At 68.4% G+C, this 17,107-nt stretch carries 14 protein-coding genes; 5 read left to right on the forward strand and 9 right to left on the reverse strand.

Going from position 1 to position 17,107, the window contains the following annotated elements:
- Positions 1-36 precede the first annotated feature (36 nt).
- From tkt to D3230_RS08350, 3 genes are read left to right on the forward strand one after another with little or no spacing between them, the layout of a single operon-like run.
- Positions 37-2,127: a transketolase gene (tkt, locus tag D3230_RS08340; protein ID WP_420029026.1), complete on the forward strand. Its 2,091-nt coding sequence runs from the start codon at positions 37-39 to the stop codon at positions 2,125-2,127.
- Between the two features lie 41 nt (positions 2,128-2,168).
- Positions 2,169-3,281, forward strand: a complete 1,113-nt coding sequence (tal, locus tag D3230_RS08345; protein WP_202344592.1) for a transaldolase — start codon at positions 2,169-2,171, stop codon at positions 3,279-3,281.
- Positions 3,281-4,936 (forward strand): glucose-6-phosphate isomerase, encoded by a 1,656-nt coding sequence (locus D3230_RS08350; RefSeq protein ID WP_202344593.1) that lies wholly within the window; start codon positions 3,281-3,283, stop codon positions 4,934-4,936. Before tal ends, D3230_RS08350 begins: the two co-directional genes overlap by 1 nt.
- A 225-nt stretch (positions 4,937-5,161) precedes the next feature.
- On the opposite strand, the gene D3230_RS08355 is transcribed toward D3230_RS08350, so the two are convergent.
- From D3230_RS08355 to uvrA, 9 genes are all read right to left on the reverse strand, one after another.
- Complete coding sequence (locus tag D3230_RS08355) at positions 5,162-5,527, reverse strand: RNA polymerase-binding protein RbpA (protein ID WP_202344594.1); 366 nt, start codon at positions 5,525-5,527, stop codon at positions 5,162-5,164.
- A gap of 36 nt (positions 5,528-5,563) precedes the next feature.
- Positions 5,564-5,812 carry a preprotein translocase subunit SecG gene (secG, locus tag D3230_RS08360; RefSeq protein ID WP_202344595.1) on the reverse strand — a complete coding sequence of 83 codons (249 nt, stop codon included), beginning with the start codon at positions 5,810-5,812 and terminating at the stop codon, positions 5,564-5,566.
- A gap of 83 nt (positions 5,813-5,895) precedes the next feature.
- Positions 5,896-6,735, reverse strand: coding sequence for a triose-phosphate isomerase (gene tpiA, locus D3230_RS08365; RefSeq protein WP_202344596.1), 840 nt, complete (start codon positions 6,733-6,735; stop codon positions 5,896-5,898).
- Positions 6,732-7,934 (reverse strand): phosphoglycerate kinase, encoded by a 1,203-nt coding sequence (locus D3230_RS08370; protein ID WP_202344597.1) that lies wholly within the window; start codon positions 7,932-7,934, stop codon positions 6,732-6,734. Before D3230_RS08370 ends, tpiA begins: the two co-directional genes overlap by 4 nt.
- A gap of 44 nt (positions 7,935-7,978) precedes the next feature.
- A complete protein-coding gene (locus D3230_RS08375) occupies positions 7,979-8,596 on the reverse strand; it encodes a superoxide dismutase (RefSeq protein WP_202344598.1) in 618 nt (205 codons plus the stop codon).
- Positions 8,597-8,735: 139 nt separating this feature from the next.
- Positions 8,736-9,716: a DNA-binding protein WhiA gene (gene whiA, locus D3230_RS08380; protein WP_202344599.1), complete on the reverse strand. Its 981-nt coding sequence runs from the start codon at positions 9,714-9,716 to the stop codon at positions 8,736-8,738.
- A gap of 58 nt (positions 9,717-9,774) precedes the next feature.
- The gene (rapZ, locus tag D3230_RS08385) at positions 9,775-10,653 is read right to left on the reverse strand and encodes an RNase adapter RapZ (protein ID WP_202344600.1); all 879 of its coding nucleotides are present in this window, start codon (positions 10,651-10,653) and stop codon (positions 9,775-9,777) included.
- A complete protein-coding gene (uvrC, locus tag D3230_RS08390; protein ID WP_202344855.1) occupies positions 10,650-12,593 on the reverse strand; it encodes an excinuclease ABC subunit UvrC in 1,944 nt (647 codons plus the stop codon). The genes rapZ and uvrC overlap by 4 nt, the downstream gene beginning before the upstream one ends.
- A gap of 86 nt (positions 12,594-12,679) precedes the next feature.
- A complete protein-coding gene (uvrA, locus tag D3230_RS08395; RefSeq protein WP_202344601.1) occupies positions 12,680-15,619 on the reverse strand; it encodes an excinuclease ABC subunit UvrA in 2,940 nt (979 codons plus the stop codon).
- Positions 15,620-15,814: 195 nt separating this feature from the next.
- Here uvrA and D3230_RS08400 point away from each other — a divergent pair, with 195 nt between their 5' ends.
- Complete coding sequence (locus tag D3230_RS08400; RefSeq protein WP_202344602.1) at positions 15,815-16,141, forward strand: hypothetical protein; 327 nt, start codon at positions 15,815-15,817, stop codon at positions 16,139-16,141.
- A gap of 84 nt (positions 16,142-16,225) precedes the next feature.
- Positions 16,226-17,068 carry a siderophore-interacting protein gene (locus D3230_RS08405; RefSeq protein ID WP_202344603.1) on the forward strand — a complete coding sequence of 281 codons (843 nt, stop codon included), beginning with the start codon at positions 16,226-16,228 and terminating at the stop codon, positions 17,066-17,068.
- Positions 17,069-17,107 lie beyond the last annotated feature (39 nt).

A 17,107-nucleotide genomic window follows, 5' to 3' on the forward strand; every position in this document is an offset into this window, starting at 1 on the left:
CCCAAAAATATGTACTTCCCTTCGGAAAGGTCAGTCTTGGGAAACGAACTGCAGTGGGACGAACTCGACGACCTGGCGGTCAACACCGCCCGTGTACTCGCGGCGGATGCCGTGGAGAAGGTCGGGAACGGCCATCCGGGAACGGCGATCAGCCTGGCGCCCGTCTCCTACCTGCTTCACCAGAAGGTGATGCGTCACGATCCCGCTGACTCGGCCTGGGTGGGCCGCGACCGTTTCATCCTCTCGGTCGGGCACTCCTCCCTTACGCAGTACGTCCAGCTCTACATGGGCGGGTACGGGCTCGAGCTTGAGGATCTCCAGGCGCTGCGCACCTGGGGGTCGAAGACCCCCGGCCACCCCGAGTATGGTCACACCGACGGCGTGGAGATCACGACGGGCCCGCTCGGCCAGGGCCTCGCCTCGGCCGTGGGCTTCGCGTACGCTGCGCGCTACGAGCGGGGCCTGTTCGACCCCGAGGCCGCGCCCGGGACGAGCCCCTTCGATCACTTCATCTACGTGGTCGCGGGCGACGGGGATCTGCAGGAGGGCGTCACGAGTGAGGCATCCTCGCTCGCCGGGCACCAGGAGCTCGGCAACCTGATCGCGATCTACGATTCCAACCAGATCTCCATCGAGGATGACACCGACATCTCCTTCTCCGAGGACGTCGCGAAGCGCTACGAGTCCTACGGCTGGCAGGTCATCGAGGTCGACTGGAAGAAGACCGGCGCGTACGTCGAGGACGTCGCCGAGCTGCACCGGGCCATCGCGGAGGCGCAGGCGGAGACCACGAAGCCGAGCCTGATCATCCTGAAGACCATCATCGGCTGGCCCTCCCCCGGCAAGCAGAACACGGGCGGGATCCACGGCGCCAAGCTGGGTGCCGAGGAGCTTTCCGGCCTGAAGGAGGCCCTGGGCTTCGACCCCGCCGAGCACTTCGCCGTCGCACCCGAGGTGATCGCGCACACGCGCGGTGCCGTCGCGCGCGGTGCCGAGGCGCGCCAGGCTTGGCAGCAGGGCTTTGACGCCTGGGCCGCCGCGAACCCGGAGCGGAAGGCGCTCTTCGATCGGGTGGAGGCGCGCGAGCTCCCCGCCGGCGCGCTCGAGGCGCTGCCCACCTTCGAGCCGGGCACGAGCGTCGCGACGCGTTCCGCGAGCGGCAAGGTGCTCGCCGCGCTCGGTCCGATCATGCCCGAGCTGTGGGGCGGATCGGCGGATCTCGCCGGATCGAACAACACGACGATCCCCGGCGTTCCCTCCTTTGTGCCCGCGAGCCACTCGACGTCGACCTGGTCGGGCGACCCCTACGGCCGGGTGCTGCACTTCGGCATCCGTGAGCACGCGATGGGCGCGATCCTCAACGGGATTCAGCTCCACGGCAAGACGCGCAGCTACGGCGGCACGTTCCTGATCTTCAGCGACTACATGCGTCCCGCGGTGCGTCTCGCGGCCCTGATGAACGTGCCCAGCATTTTCGTCTGGACGCATGACTCGATCGCCCTCGGCGAGGACGGCCCGACGCACCAGCCCATCGAGCAGCTCGCAACGCTCCGCGCGATCCCGAATCTCGCGGTGGTCCGCCCCGCCGATGCGAACGAGGTCTCGATCGCGTGGCACGAGATGCTCACGCGGCACGCCGGTCCCGCCGGTCTCGCGCTGACCCGTCAGAACGTGCCCGTCCTGCCGCGCGGTGGCGAGTTCGCGTCCGCCGAGCAGGCCGCTGAGGGGGTGCGCCGCGGCGCATACGTGCTGGCCGAGTCCCCCACCGGGACGACTGACGTGCTGCTGATCGCAACCGGCTCCGAGGTCCAGCTGGCCGTGGCCGCCCGAGAGACGTTGGCCGCCGAGGGCATCGGCGCGCGGGTGGTTTCGGCACCCTGCCTGGAGTGGTTCGCCGAGCAGGATGCCAGCTACACGGAGCAGGTCCTGCCCTCCGCGGTCACCGCGCGTGTCAGTGTCGAGGCCGGGCTGAGCCTGGGCTGGGAGCGCTTCGTCGGCGATCGGGGCCGCTCGGTGTCGATCGAGCACTTTGGTGCGTCCGCCGACTTCGAGACGCTGTTCCGCGAGTTCGGGATCACGGCCGAGGCCGTGGTCGCTGCGGCGCGCGAGTCGCTCGCCGCGCAGTAGCCCCGCCTCGTTCAATCGCATCACTGTAGAGGAGTACAGGCATGACCACCTCCCCCACCGCTGCGCTCAGTCGCGCCGGCGTCAGCATCTGGCTTGACGATTTGTCGCGTCACCGAATTGAGAGCGGCGAGCTTCGTGACCTCCTGACCACGCACCACGTGGTCGGCGTCACGACGAACCCGACGATCTTTGCGGGAGCGATCGGTGGGGGCGTCGGCTACGGCGAGCGGATCGCCGCGTGTGCCGCACGCGGCCTCAGCGCGAGCGAGACCATCGTGGAGCTCACCACGGCCGACGTTGCGGACGCCTGCGATATTTTCGCCGACGTCTACACGGCGAGCAACGGCTTTGACGGCCGGGTGTCCATCGAGGTGGAACCGGGCCTGGCCCGAGACACGGCGGGAACCGTCGCGCAGGCCCGCGAGCTCTGGGCGCGGGTGGACCGTCCGAACGCGATGATCAAGATTCCGGCGACCGAGGAAGGCCTCGCGGCGATCACGGCGACCATCGCGGCTGGGATCAGCGTCAATGTCACGCTGATCTTCAGCATCGAACGCTATCGCCAGGTCATCAACGCGTACCTGACCGGCCTGGAGCAGGCGCGCGCCGCGGGGATCGATCTGTCGACGATTCACTCGGTCGCCTCGTTCTTTGTGTCGCGTGTTGACACGGAAATCGATACCCGGCTGGCCGATCTCGGGACCCCCGAGGCGCAGGCGCTGCTCGGGCAGGCCGCAATTGCGAACGCGCGCCTCGCGTACGAGGTGTACACGGATACGTTCTCCAGCGAACGCGCTCGTCACCTGGGCACGCTGGGGGCCAACCCGCAGCGGCCGCTCTGGGCGTCTACCGGGGTGAAGAATCCCGACTTCCCCGACACTCGCTACGTCACGGAGCTCGTCGCCCACGGGGTCGTGAACACGATGCCCGAGGCGACGCTGCGGGCGGTGGCGGATCACGGTGAGGTCCGCGGGGACACCATCAGCTCCGAGTACCTCGAGTCGAACCAGGCGCTCAACGCGGTTGACGCGCTCGGGATCGACTATGTGGCGCTGACTGAACAACTCGAGCGGGAGGGCCTCGAGAAGTTCGACGCGTCGTGGGCGGAACTCTGCGACACGGTCGAGTCGGCGCTGCGGGAGTCTCGCGCGTAATGGCGATCACCCTGGGCGCCAGCGCGCCGAGCACCACTGCCCATCGCATTCTGAATCGGCTGGTGTCGGATCGCGTGGCGAGCCGCGTGTTCGCTCGCGACGCGTCCCTGTGGAGCGACTCCGCGCAGGTGACGAACCGGCTCGGCTGGACCGACTTCGAAGCGAACGCGCGCGCCGCGATCGCCGACGCGGAACAGATCCGGGATGAGTTGCGCAGCGCCGGGATCGACCGCGTTGTCCTGTGCGGCATGGGCGGATCGAGCCTGGCGCCCGAGGTCATTGCCCGGTGGTCCGGGACCCCGCTCACCGTGATCGATTCCACGCATCCCGGCTTCCTGGCCGCGGAACTCACCTCGGATCTCAGCCGCACCCTCGTCGTGGTCAGCTCCAAATCGGGCAGCACGATCGAAACGATGAGCCATCGCGCGGCGTTCGCCGCGGCGTTTACCGCGGCTGGTATCGATCCCGCCGAGCGGATCCTGGTGATCACCGATCCGGGGTCCCCACTGGAGCGCTCCGCGCGGGATGCCGGGCAACGGGTGTGCTTCGCCGACCCGGATGTGGGGGGACGATTCTCCGCGCTCACCGCGTTCGGCTTGGTGCCCACCGCGCTCGCGGGCGTCGATGTCCGCGAGCTGCTCGATGACGCCTGCGCGGCTCGCGAGCTGCTCATGTCCGACGATCCTGCGAACCCGGCCCTCCGTCTCGCCGCAGAGATCGCCGCAGGCCTGCCGTCGCGCTTTGTGCTCGGCATTGCGGAGGCACCCGGCACTGACTGGGGGCTCGGCTCCTGGATCGAGCAGCTCGTCGCCGAGTCCACTGGGAAATACGGGCACGGCGTGTTCCCGATCGCGCTCCCCCGCACGGCCCCCGAGTTCGCCGCACCGCCGGCGAATCTGATCCGGGTCCGACTCGGCGCGTCCGAGGCGGCCGAGGTGGCGCAGGCGGGCGCGGAGCTGACCGTCGCCGCCAGCCTCGGGGCGCAGTTCCTGCTCTGGGAGGTCGCGACCGCAGTGCTCGGACACCTGCTGGGAATCGACCCCTTCGATCAGCCCGATGTGGAGTCTGCGAAGCTGGCGGCCCGCGCGGTGCTGGAGCATCCGGAGGATTCGGGCTCGGCGGGTAAGGCAACGCCCATCGCGGAACTCTCCGCCGTGCTCGTCGCTGCACCGCCGAAGTCGCTGCGCGGCGCCGCAGCGGATCTCCCGGATACGGCGGCGGAGTTGCTCACGGCGCTCCAGGCCGCCGTCCCGCCCGGGGGCTACCTGGCCGTGCAAGCCTATCTCGACCCCAGCGGCGGCTCGGCGAGCGCATTGGCGGCACTCCGCGACGCGCTCGCCCAGCGTCTGGGTGTTCCCGTCTCGCTCGGCTGGGGGCCGCGCTATCTCCACTCGGTGGGGCAGCTCCACAAGGGCGGCCCCGCGCTCGGCGCGTTCCTGCAGCTGATCGATACCGCCGCGCCCGATCTCGCGATCCCGGGGTCCGATTCCGGCTTCGGTACGCTGATCGCGGCCCAGGCGCGCGGCGATCGGAAGGTGCTCTCCGGACGCGGCCGAGCGGTGTTTGCCCTCGGGAGTCCCGACCCCGCAGCCCTCATCCCTGAGCTCATCGACGCGGTCTCGGCCTGGGAACCGGTCGTCCCCGAACCGCGGTAGCCGTCTCGGCGCGGCCGCGCGCACGCAAGGCACCGCGCACGCCGGGTACCGCCCGCACGCCCGGCAGCGCCCGCACGCCCGGCACCACCCGCACGCCCGGCAGCGCCCGCGGCCGTCGCCCGCGCGGCGTCCGCACCGGCGATTCGCCGCGACACAGCAAACGGCCCCGACGAGATCTCGTCGGGGCCGTCGTGCGTGCTGGTGCAGCGGAGCGCTGCTGCGCGGCTACGCCGTGGCGCGCGCGGTACCGCGGCGCTGGCGCAGCTTCAAGAGCGCCGCCTCGAGGAGCTCTTCGGCCTCCTCGGGAGTCCGCCGCTCCTTCACATACGCGAGGTGCGTCTTGTAGGGCTCGTTCTTGAGCAACTGCGGCGGGTTCGCCTTGTCCCGGCCTGCGGGCAGGCCCGAGGTCGGTGAATCGATCTGCTCAGGGATCTCCTCGTCAGCAACGTCGGCCGCGAAATAGCGGACGGTTTCGTTGCCGAGAGCATCCCAGTAGGACACCTGAGTACGGTCGGCGCGCGAGCCGTGATCCTTCTCCCCCATAGGGCCGGATCCGACGCGGGCGCCCCGGATGGCATTGCTGCTAGCCACGGACTGCCTTTCTTCGGTGGGTGTGGTGCGGTCGTGTTAGACGACCGAGAAACGGGCGACGAGGCCCAGCCCCACGATTGAGACGACCCACACGATCGACACAATCACGGTGAGGCGGTTGAGGTTTCGCTCGGCCACGCCTGAGGACCCCAGGCTGGAGGTCACGCCGCCGCCGAACATGTCGGAGAGGCCGCCGCCGCGGCCCTTGTGCAGCAGGATGAACAGGGTGAGCAGCAGACTCGTGATCACGAGAATGACGATCAGAGCGATCTTGAGAATAAGCACGCAGATCACCTTTCCGGGGTTGTGGGCGTGAAGCGCCAGCGTCCAGTATAGCGGCGCTGGGAAAAATCAGGGCGGCGGCAGGCCTAGCCCGCAGTAACGTGCTTGCGGAACTGCACGATCTTGCTGAACTCGTCGGCCTTCAGGCTCGCGCCACCCACCAGAGCGCCATCCACGTTCCCCTGGGCGAGGAAGCCGGCGATGTTCTGACTGGTGACGGATCCGCCGTACAGGATCCGGGTTGCGGCGGCACGCTCGTCGCCGAGCAGGTCGCGGAGCGCCTCACGGATCGCGCGCGCGACGTCTTCCGCCTGCTCGGGCGTGGCGGCCTGGCCGCTCCCGATCGCCCAGACGGGCTCGTACGCCACCACGACCTCGGCATCCGCCGGGAGATCGGCGACGGCTGCGGCGAGCTGGGCGAGCGGCACTGCCGCGGCCCCGTGCTCGGCGAGATCCTCGGCGGTTTCGCCGACGCAAATCATGGGGATCAGGCCTGCGCGGTGTGCCGCGAGCGCCTTCGCGCCCACGGTCTCGTCGGATTCTCCGTGGCCGTGGCGGCGCTCGGAGTGGCCGACGAGGGCGTAGTGCACGCCCAGCTTCTGCAGCATCGCGCCCGAGATATCACCGGTGTAGGCGCCGGACTCGTGCGGGGAGAGATCCTGGGCACCGAGGGCAAGCGGCAGCTTGTCCGCGGTGAGGAGCGTCTGGACGGAACGCAGATCCGTGAACGGCGGGAAGACCGCCACCTCGGTGTCGGCGTAGTCATGCCGAGCGTCCTTCAGGGACCAGGCCAGCTTCTGCACGAGCGCGATGGCCTGCAGGTGGTCCAGGTTCATCTTCCAGTTGCCCGCGATCAGGGGCGTGCGAGCCGTGGGCGGCAACGCCGGCCGTGCGGGAGTCTCGGGGACGTCGGTCGTTTCGCTCATGCCAGGACCTCCAGGCCGGGGAGGGTCTTGCCCTCGAGGAATTCGAGGCTGGCGCCGCCACCCGTCGAGATGTGGCCGAAGCGATCATCGGTGAAGCCGAGTGCGCGCACAGCGGCTGCGGAGTCGCCGCCGCCGACGACGGTGAAGCCGTCGGTGTCGGCGAGGGCCTGCGCAACGGCACGGGTGCCGCCCGCGAAGGCCTCCATTTCGAACACGCCCATGGGCCCGTTCCAGAAGACGGTGCGGGATCCGGCGATCACCTCGGCGAACGCGGCCGCGGATTCGGGGCCGATGTCCAGCCCCAGACCCGCCGCGCCGAAGCTCGAAGACTCGATCGCGTCCGCGGCAACGACCTCGTGTGCGGCGTCCGCCGCAAAAGCCTCCGCAACGACCACGTCACTCGGGAGCACGATCGTGACCCCGCGCTCGGCCGCCGTGGCGAGATAGCCGCGGACCGTGTCCAGCTGATCCGCCTCCAGCAGGCTGGCCCCGACCGCGTGCCCCTGCGCGGCGAGGAACGTGAAGAGCATCCCGCCCCCGACCAGGATCGTGTCGACCCGCTCGATCAAGTGCGAGATCACGCCGAGCTTGTCGGACACCTTGGAGCCGCCCAGCACGACCGTGTAGGGGCGCTCAGGAGTGTCGGTGAGGCGCTGCAGCACCTCGAGCTCACCCGCAACGAGGCGGCCCGCCGCGCTCGGGAGCAGCTGGGCGAGGTCGTACACGCTCGCCTGACGGCGGTGTACGACCCCGAACCCGTCGGAGACGAAGGCGTCCCCGAACGTTGCCAGCTGCGCCGCGAACGCGCCGCGCTCCGCGTCATCCTTGCTCGTCTCGCCCGGGTTGAACCGCAGGTTCTCGAGCAGGACGACGTCCCCGGGTGCGAGGGCGGCCACCGCTGCGGTCGCCGCCTCGCCCACCGTCTCGGCCACGAACTGCACGGGAGCACCGAGCAGTTCCGCCATGCGGGCGGCCACCGGGCGGAGCGAGTAGCGCTCCTCCGGTGCGCCCTTGGGGCGACCCAGGTGGCTGATGAGAACGATCTTGGCCCCGGCCTCGCGCAGTTCGCGGATCGTCGTGAGCGAGGCGCGAATGCGCCCGTCATCGGTGATCACGCCGTCGGCGAGCGGGACATTCAGATCGCACCGCACGACTACCGTGCGGTCAGTGAGCGATCCCAGGGATTCAATGGTGCGCATGTGTGCGGCGGGCTCCTCGGTGCAGAGAGTCGGTCAGGCCGGAATTAGATGAGGCCGGGCGTCTGCGTGCGCGCTGCGTCGAAGCGCTTCGCGACGTCCTGCCAGTTGGCGATGTTCCAGAACGCCTTGACGTAGTCCGCCCGGACGTTCAGGTAGTCCAGGTAGTAGGCGTGCTCCCACACGTCGAGCATGAGCAGCGGAACGGTGCCCGCGGGGAGGTTCCCCTGCTGGTCGAAGAGCTGGACGATGTTCGGGCGCTGGCCCAGCGCGTCCCATGCGAGCACGGCCCAGCCGGAGCCCTGCACGCCCATCGCGGTCGCGGTGAAGTGCTTCTGGAACTTCTCGAAGTCACCGAAGTACTCGTCGATCGCCGAGCCGAGTTCACCCTCGGGACGCCCGCCGCCCTCGGGCGACATGTTGTTCCAGAAGATCGTGTGGTTGACGTGACCGCCCACGTTGAAGGCGAGGTCCTTCTCGAGCTTGTTGACCGCGGCGAGGTTGTCCGCGTCGCGGGCCTCCGCGAGCTGCTCGAGGGCCGTGTTCGCGCCGGTCACGTACGCCTGGTGATGCTTGTCGTGGTGCAACTGCATGATCTTGCCGCTGATGTGCGGCTCGAGAGCTGCGTAATCGTAGGGAAGTTCGGGAAGTGAGTAGGCAGCCATGCGGCGCTCCAATCTTGTTGGCGAACAGGGTCGGCCCCAGTCTATCGAGGCGCGCGCATGCTGTGGGGTGAATCCGCTGACCGGGAAATTCGTCGGGGCGCGCGCGTACCGACCACGTACGCGCGCGCCCCGATCGGCGCTACATCCGGTCGAATTCCTCGGGCAGGCTCGCCTCGGTGCCGGGGATGCCACGGTTCGCTGCTTCCTTGTCCGCCATGGCCAGCAGGCGGCGAATCCGGCCGGCGATCGCGTCCTTGGTCAGCACCGGCTCGGCCCGTGCGCCGAGATCGTCGAGGCTCGCTTCGCGGTGCGCGAGGCGGAGCTCGCCGGCGTACTTCAGGTGCTCCGGGATCTCGTCGCCAAGGATCTCGAGCGCACGCTCCACGCGCGCGCACGCGGCCACCGAGGCCTGTGCCGAGCGGCGAAGGTTGGCGTCGTCGAAGTTGACCAGGCGGTTCGCGGTCGCACGGGTTTCACGTGCCCGGCGCAGCTCATCCCAGCTGGTCCGCGCCTGGGTCGCGCCCATGGCACCGAGCATCTCGCCGATGGACTCGCCGTCGCGAATCAGCACCTTGTTCTGCCCACGGATCTCGCGGCTCTTCGCGTCGATCCCGATTCGGCTCGCGGCACCCACGAGCGCCATCGCGACCTCGTTGCTCGGGCACACGATCTCCAGGCTCGCCGAGCGGCCGGGGGCGGTCAGCCCGCCGCGGGCCATGAACGCCCCGCGCCAGACGGCCGCGAGCTCGGGCTGCGCACCCGTGGTCAAACGGTTCGGGAGGCCGCGGATCTGGCGGCGTCGGGCATCGAGGAGGCCGAGCTGGCGGGCGAGGGTCTCGCCGTCGATCACGCGGACAAGGAACTGGGGCGCGCCGGGGCGCGTACTGGACGGCGGGAGCTGCTTGGCCTCGGAGCGGACGCCGTAGAGCTCCGCGAGGTCCTTCCGAACACGCTGCACAATCTGGGGGGTGTGCAGCTCGGCTTCGAGCGCGATGCGCCCGGAAATGGTGTGCAGCCCGCCGGCCAGGCGGAGGATCGTCGCGACCTCAGCAATACGCTCTCCGGTGCGCTGCACCGGGAAACGTACGAGCTCACTCTTCACCTCTTGGGTCGACAGCACGAATGGGTCCTTTCAGATCACAGGAAGAAATTGGCGAAGCGGCGGCGCAGCGCTGCAACTACTCGCGACCGAGGTCGCGGTGGCGCAGACTGACGCTGACGCCTGGCAGGCCTGCGAGTCGGTCAGCGAGCTCGCGGGCGGTGGCGACAGAACGATGTTTGCCGCCGGTGCATCCTACCGCGAGGGATGCGTGCCGCTTGTTCTCACGTTGGAAGCCAGCCAACACCGGGGTGAGGGCGGCAACGTAGTGATCCAGGAACTCGGCGGCGCCCTCGCGACCGAGTACGTAGTCCTTGACTTCGGCATCAACGCCGGTGAGGGCCCGCAGCTCGGGCTCCCAGAAGGGGTTCGGCAGGAAGCGCATGTCCACCATCATGTCGACGTCCGTCGGGGTCCCGTACTTGAAGCCGAAGCTCACGACCGAGAGCTGCAGGCCGGGCGTGTTGTCGTCGGAGAAAAGCTCTCGGGTTGCCGTCGAGAGATCGTGCACGTTGTATCGCGACGTGTCGATGACGACGTCGCTCGACGCGCGCAGTTCCTGCAGCCGCTCGCGTTCGAGTCGGATGCCGTCGAGGAGGCTGCCCGCCTCGCCCTGCAGGGGGTGTGGCCGGCGGACCGACTCGTACCGACGCACAAGAATCTCATCGGTTGCGTCGAGAAACACCACACGAACGGTCGCGTTCTCACGAAGCTCCGTGACGGTGTGCTGAATATCGGCGAACAGGTCACGGCCGCGTACGTCAACGACGGCTGCGATACGCGGGAGGGCCCCGCCCGAGCGATCGGCCATATCGGCGAGCGTCTTCAGCATGGTGAGCGGGAGGTTATCGACGACGTACCACCCGAGGTCCTCGAGCGTGTTCGCGACGGTGCTGCGGCCCGCACCGCTCATCCCGGTCACAATGAGGATCTCCTGCGTGGACACCACTTCATTCATACGACATCCTCCTCGCCCGGCAACGGCTCTTCGCCTCCACCCAGCTTACCGTCCGCCGGCGCGTCGGGCTCGCCCGAATCCGCGGGAACTCCCAGGTGGGCACGCACCTGTTCCGCAAGCTTGGGACCGAGGCCGGGCGCGGCCGAAAGCTCCGCGAGCGAGGCCGCGCGCAGACGGGCCACCGAGCCAAAATGACGGAGGAGCCCCTGCACCCGCTTCGGGCCGAGCCCGGGCACCTCGGAGAGCCGGCTCGCGATCGAGGTGCTCCGCCGCTGCCGCTGGAAGGTGATCGCGAAGCGGTGTGCCTCGTCTCGGATACGCTGCACGAGGAACAGCGCCTCGCTCGTGCGGGGCAGGATCACGGGGAAGGGATCGCTCGGCAGCCAGATCTCCTCCAGCCGTTTCGCGACACCGCAGAGCGCGATGTCCGTGATTCCGGCCTCCGCGAGCGCGCGGGCGGCGGCCTTCACCTGGGGTTCGCCACCGTCGACGATCAGCAGTTGCGGCCGATCTCGGTAGATGCCGCTCGGCTGCTCCCCCGATTCCTTCGCGTGGTTCAGCTGCGCGGCGCGACGTGACACCACCTGGTATATCGAATCGGTGTCATCGGTCGTCGATTCGATCCGGTACTTGCGGTACGCACCCTTCGCGGGGAGGCCGTCCTCGAACACCACCAGCGAGGCGACCACTCCGGTCCCCTGCAGGTGCGACACGTCGATGCACTCGATCCGCAGCGGCGCCTCGGCCATGTCGAGGGCGCGCTGCAGCTCGGCGAGGGCGTCGGTGCGCGCCGTGAGATCCGCCGCACGCTTGAGCTTGTGCCGGATCAGGTTCTCGCCCGCGTTGAGCACCGCCCGCTCCATGAGCTGCACCTTCTCGCCCCGCTCGGGCACGCGCAGCGCAACCCGTCCGCGGCGCGGGCGCCGGGCGCTCAACGCCTCCTCGAGCTCCCGCTGCCCCTCGGGCAGGAGCGGGACGAGGATCTCCGGGGGCGGCTCCCGCTCCCCCTCGTAGGCCGACTGGATGACCTGTTCGAGCAGCGTACTGGGCGAGTCGTCAAGTTCGACGTCAACGATCCAGCTCCGCTCGCCGCGGATCCGACCCCCGCGAATGATGAACTGGTGCGCGGCCGCCGCGAGCTCGTCGGCGCGAAGCCCGAACACGTCGAGGTTCACGTCGTGTCCCAGCACGACCGCGTTCTTCTCGAGCACGTGCTCGACGGCTTTCACCTGGTCCCGGAGCCGCGCCGCGTCCTCGTACCGCTGCTCGACCGCGGCCTCCTTCATCTGGCGTTCGAGCGCCTTCAGGTGGCCGGAGTCGCCGCCCGCGAGAAAGGCGACGAGTTCGTCGACTCGGGCCCGGTGATCATCGATCGTGATGAGCTGAGAACAGGGGCCGTGGCAGCGCCCAATTTGCCCCGCGAGGCAGGGCCGCCCGCTCGACATCGCGCGCTTATAGTCGGCGTCGTTGCAGGTGCGGATCGGGAATGCCTGCTGGAGGAGGCCCGTGGTCTCTCGCAACGCCCACACCTTCGGGTACGGCCCAAAGTAGCGCGCGCCGCGAATCCGCTCGTTGCGCGTGATGATGAGCCGCGGGGACTCCTCCCGCAGCGTCACCGCAAGGTACGGATAGGTCTTGTCGTCCTTGAACTGGACATTGAACGGCGGCTTGAACTCCGTGATCCAGGTGTGCTCCAGCACCAGCGACTCGGTGTCGGTCGCGACCACCGTCCAGTCGAGCTTGGCGGCGAGGGTCACCATGCGCCGGGTGCGCGGCAGGAGCGAGTGCAGCGGCTGGAAGTAATTCGCCAGCCGTGCCCGCAGGTTCTTCGCCTTGCCGATGTAGAGCACACGCCCGTACTTGTCGCTGAAACGGTACACGCCCGGACTCGTCGGGATCTCGCCCTGAGCGGGCCGGAAGGCGGTCCGCGAGTCACGCACCGCGGACGGCGCGAGGGGATCCGGATCCACCGCAGCGAGTTCCCCGGCGGGTGCCGCGTCCCCGCCGATCCCCGAGGACTCCTGGATCACGCGCTCGCCCTGGTGCCCGCCTCCAGCGCCCGCGCGGACTTCGCGGCCCACCCGTCGAGCACTTCGGCGAGGAAGCGCCCCGTGTGGCTTTCGGGATGCTCCGCCACCTGCTCAGGGGTGCCGACCGCAAGGATCGTGCCGCCGCCGGACCCACCCTCGGGACCCAGATCAATCACCCAGTCGGCGCTCCGGATCACGTCGAGGTTGTGCTCGATCGTGATCACCGTGTTGCCCTTGTCCACGAGGCCGTTGAGCACGAGCAGGAGCTTGCGCACGTCCTCGAAGTGGAGACCCGTGGTCGGCTCATCGAGTACGTAGATGCTGCGCCCGTTCGACCGTTTCTGGAGCTCGGTCGCGAGCTTCACGCGCTGCGCCTCGCCCCCGGACAGGGTGGTGGCGCTCTGGCCCAGCCGGACATAACCCAGGCCCACGTCGACGAGGGTCTTCATGTAGCGGTGGATGCTCGAGATCGGCGCGAAGAACTCCTCCGCCTCGGCGATCGGCATGTCGAGCACCTCGGAGATGTTCTTGCCCTTGTACTGCACCTGCAGCGTCTCGCGGTTGTAGCGGGATCCGCCACACACCTCGCACGCGACGTACACGTCAGGCAGGAAGTTCATCTCGATCTTGAGGGTGCCGTCACCCGAGCAGGCCTCGCACCGGCCACCCTTGACGTTAAAACTGAAGCGGCCGGGCAGATAGCCGCGGGTCTTCGCCTCGGGCGTTTCGGCGAACAGGTTGCGGATCTTGTCGAACACTCCCGTGTACGTTGCGGGGTTCGATCGCGGCGTCCGCCCGATCGGGGCCTGGTCGACGTGCACCACCTTGTCGAGGTGCTCAAGCCCCGTCACGCGGGTGTGCTTCCCGGGGACCAGACGTGCCCCGTTGAGCTGATTGGCGAGCACGCGGTACAGGATGTCGTTGACCAGCGTGGACTTGCCCGATCCGGAGACGCCGGTCACCGCGGTCATCACGCCGAGCGGGAACGTCGCGTCAACGTTCTGCAGGTTGTTCGAGCGCGCCCCCACGACCTTGAGCTCGCGCTTCCGGTCGCGCTTGCGGCGCCGCTTCGGGGTCTCGATGCTTCGGCGCCCGGCAAGGTAGTCGCCCGTGACCGAGGCCGTGTTCGCGATCAGCTCCGCGTACTCGCCGGAGTGCACCACCGTGCCGCCCTCGACGCCGGCACCGGGGCCAATGTCGACGATCCAGTCGGCCGCCTCGATCGTCTCCTCGTCGTGTTCCACCACGATCAGCGTGTTCCCGAGATCCCGCAGCTTCACGAGCGTCTCGATGAGGCGCCGGTTGTCGCGCTGGTGCAACCCAATCGAGGGCTCGTCGAGCACGTACAGCACGCCCGTGAGGCCCGAACCGATCTGGGTGGCGAGCCGGATGCGCTGCGCTTCTCCGCCGGACAGCGTGCCCGCGGCACGTGCGAGTGTGAGGTAACCCAGCCCCACCTCGATGAGGAAGTCGAACCGGAGGCGGATCTCTCGCAGCACCTGGGCCGCGATCTTCGCCTCACGCTCGGTGAGCGTCACCTCGTCGAAGAAGCGCTTCGCGTCGGAGAGACTGAACTCCCCCACCCCGGCGATGGATTCGTCGTTCACCGTGACGGCGAGCACTTCGGGCTTGAGGCGCTGGCCCTGGCACGCGTGGCAGGGCACTTCGCGCAGGAACTCGGACCAGCGGTCCCGCTTCGTGTCGGACTCCGCCTCCTGGTACTGGCGCTCGATGAACGGGATGACGCCCTCGAAGCCCGAGGAATACTTCACCTCACGACCAAAGCGATTCTTCCACCGCACGTTCACCTTGAAGTTGTTGCCGTAGAGCACGGCCTCGCGCACCTCATCGCTGAGCTTGCCCCAGGGCGTCTTGAGCGAGAAATCGAGATCATCGGCGAGACCGACGAGCAGCTTCTCGTAGTACTGGTAGAGGCTCTTGCCCTGGCTCGTCCACGGCACGATCACGCCCTCGGCGATCGAGAGTTCCGGATCGCCGAGCACGAGATCCTCGTCAACCGACATGCTCGTCCCGAGGCCGGAGCAGGCGGGGCACGCACCGAAAGGCGCGTTGAAGGAGAACGTGCGGGGCTCGATCTCGGTGAGCTGCACGGGGTGCTGGTTGGGGCAGGAGAGCTTTTCCGAGAACAGCTGCGTGCGATCGTCTGCCGTGGCGTCGCGATCGACGAAATCGATCGACACGACGCCGCCGGACAGGCGCAGCGCCGTCTCCAGCGAGTCGGTGAGCCGACCGAGCACGTCGGGCCCCGCGACCAGGCGGTCGATCACCACCGAGATGTCGTGCTTGATCTGCTTCTTCAGCTTCGGCGGATCGGAAAGCTGAATCAGTTCGCCGTCGACATGCGCGCGCGAATAGCCGCTGGCCGCGAGCTCCTGGAAGAGGTCAACAAACTCGCCCTTCTTCTGAGTCACGACCGGCGCAAGCACCTGGAATCGGGTGCGTTCTTCCAGCTCCATGAGCTGATCCGCGATCTGCTGCACCGTCTGCGCCGCGATCCGCTCCCCGCAGATGGCGCAGTGCGGGATCCCGACGCGCGCCCACAGCAGTCGCATGTAGTCGTAGATCTCGGTGATCGTGCCGACCGTCGAACGCGGGTTCCGGTTCGTGGACTTCTGATCGATCGACACCGCCGGGCTCAGCCCCTCGATGAAGTCAACATCCGGCCGATCGACCTGACCCAGGAACTGGCGTGCATACGCGCTCAAAGACTCGACGTAGCGGCGCTGCCCCTCCGCGAAGATGGTGTCAAACGCGAGGCTCGACTTGCCACTCCCGGACAGGCCAGTGAAGACGACAATGGAGTCGCGTGGGATTTCGAGGTCGACGTTGCGCAGGTTATGCACCCGCGCCCCTTGCACGCTGATGTGGGCATGCGCGGCGGATGAACGGATGGGGGCGGGGCTCTTCGAGGTCACTCCCCTATCTTATGCGCGCTCCCCTGAAAATTCGAACATATGTGCGAGAGTTGATGCGATGTGCTCCGATGCGATGTGCCTCGCGCGCACAAGTGACAGAGGATCAACACCACCCGCACCCCACCCTGTCACACTGGAGCCATCATGGCCCTCCTGAATGGGTTTCGCTCCCGAAGCTGCCCCGTGTGCGACGACGTGGCAATTCGCCCAGATCCCCCGACGGCATCGCGGAGGCCGATCGATGTCGAGCGCACCACAGCGGCCCTGATCCGGCGCACCGCGGCGGGTCAGATGCGCGTGCTCCGGGCGGACGTCGCGCTCGAGGACATGCTTCCCCTCGCGGAGTCCGAGCTGCGCTACACCGTCGTCAGCTTTCTCCAGTGCATGCACTGCCACGCGACGAAGCTGTGGGGGCTGTGCATTCGCGGCGAGCCGCTGTACCGAACCGAGGCACCGGGGGCAGAGCTCCGTTGGCAGTGGCAACCGGTTCCGCCCCGACACGAGTGGGCCCCGGTGGCCTGACGTTTCCGCACATCCCTGGCGGAAACTGGCACAACGTGCCAAGCTGGAGGGCGGTGAGCAATCATCAGACGATCAAGGAGAAGCATGTCCGCAGCTGAGACCCGCACCGCAAGCCCGGCGCGCCCCGTACGCCCCCAGATTGTCCTGGAGGTGATCGAACGGGTGCAGCTCTCACGTCACCTTGTCCGCATCGTCGCGGGCGGGCCCGGGATTACCGCCATCGAGCCGAGCGCGCACACGGACGCCTACAGCAAGATGCTCTTCGCACATCCGAGCACCGACCTCGTCCCACCCTACGATCTCGACGCGCTGCGGGGCGAGCTCTCCCCGGAACACATGCCGAGCACCCGTACGTATACGATCCGGCGCTTCGATCTTGAGCGCGGCCAGATCTGGATCGACTTCGTCACCCACGGGGACGAGGGCGCGGCGGGCCCCTGGGCAGACACCGCAAAGCCCGGTGATCCAGTCGTACTCCGCGGGATCGGCGGCGGCTACGCGCCCGATCCCAGCGCCGACTGGCACCTACTCGCGGGCGACGAGGCGGCAATCCCCGCGATCGCCGCTGCGCTCGAGGCCATGCCGGCCGATGCCACGGGCGTCGCCCTGATCGAGGTCGCCGCCGACGAAGACCGGCTCGAGCTCGCCGCACCGGCCGGGATCGATGTGCAGTGGGTATTGCGCGGCGAGGCTCCGGCCGGCACCTCCAGCGTCCTTGTTGACGCGGTGCGCGCGGTGGAGTGGCGGCCCGGCCGCGTGCAGGTCTTCGTGCACGGCGAACGCGGGGCGATGAAGGCACTGCGTCCCTACTTCACCGATGAGCGCGGCATCGAGCGCGCCCAGCTCTCCCTGTCGCCCTACTGGGCCTACGGCCGCCGTGAAGACGCCTTCCAGGCAGAGAAGCGCGAGGCGGTCGGCCAGATCTAGTGCCCGCTCTGTTCCCGGTGGGTATTCACCGGAAGTCTG

The sequence above is a fragment of the Leucobacter chromiireducens subsp. solipictus genome (assembly GCF_016758195.1).
Lineage (GTDB): Bacteria > Actinomycetota > Actinomycetes > Actinomycetales > Microbacteriaceae > Leucobacter > Leucobacter solipictus.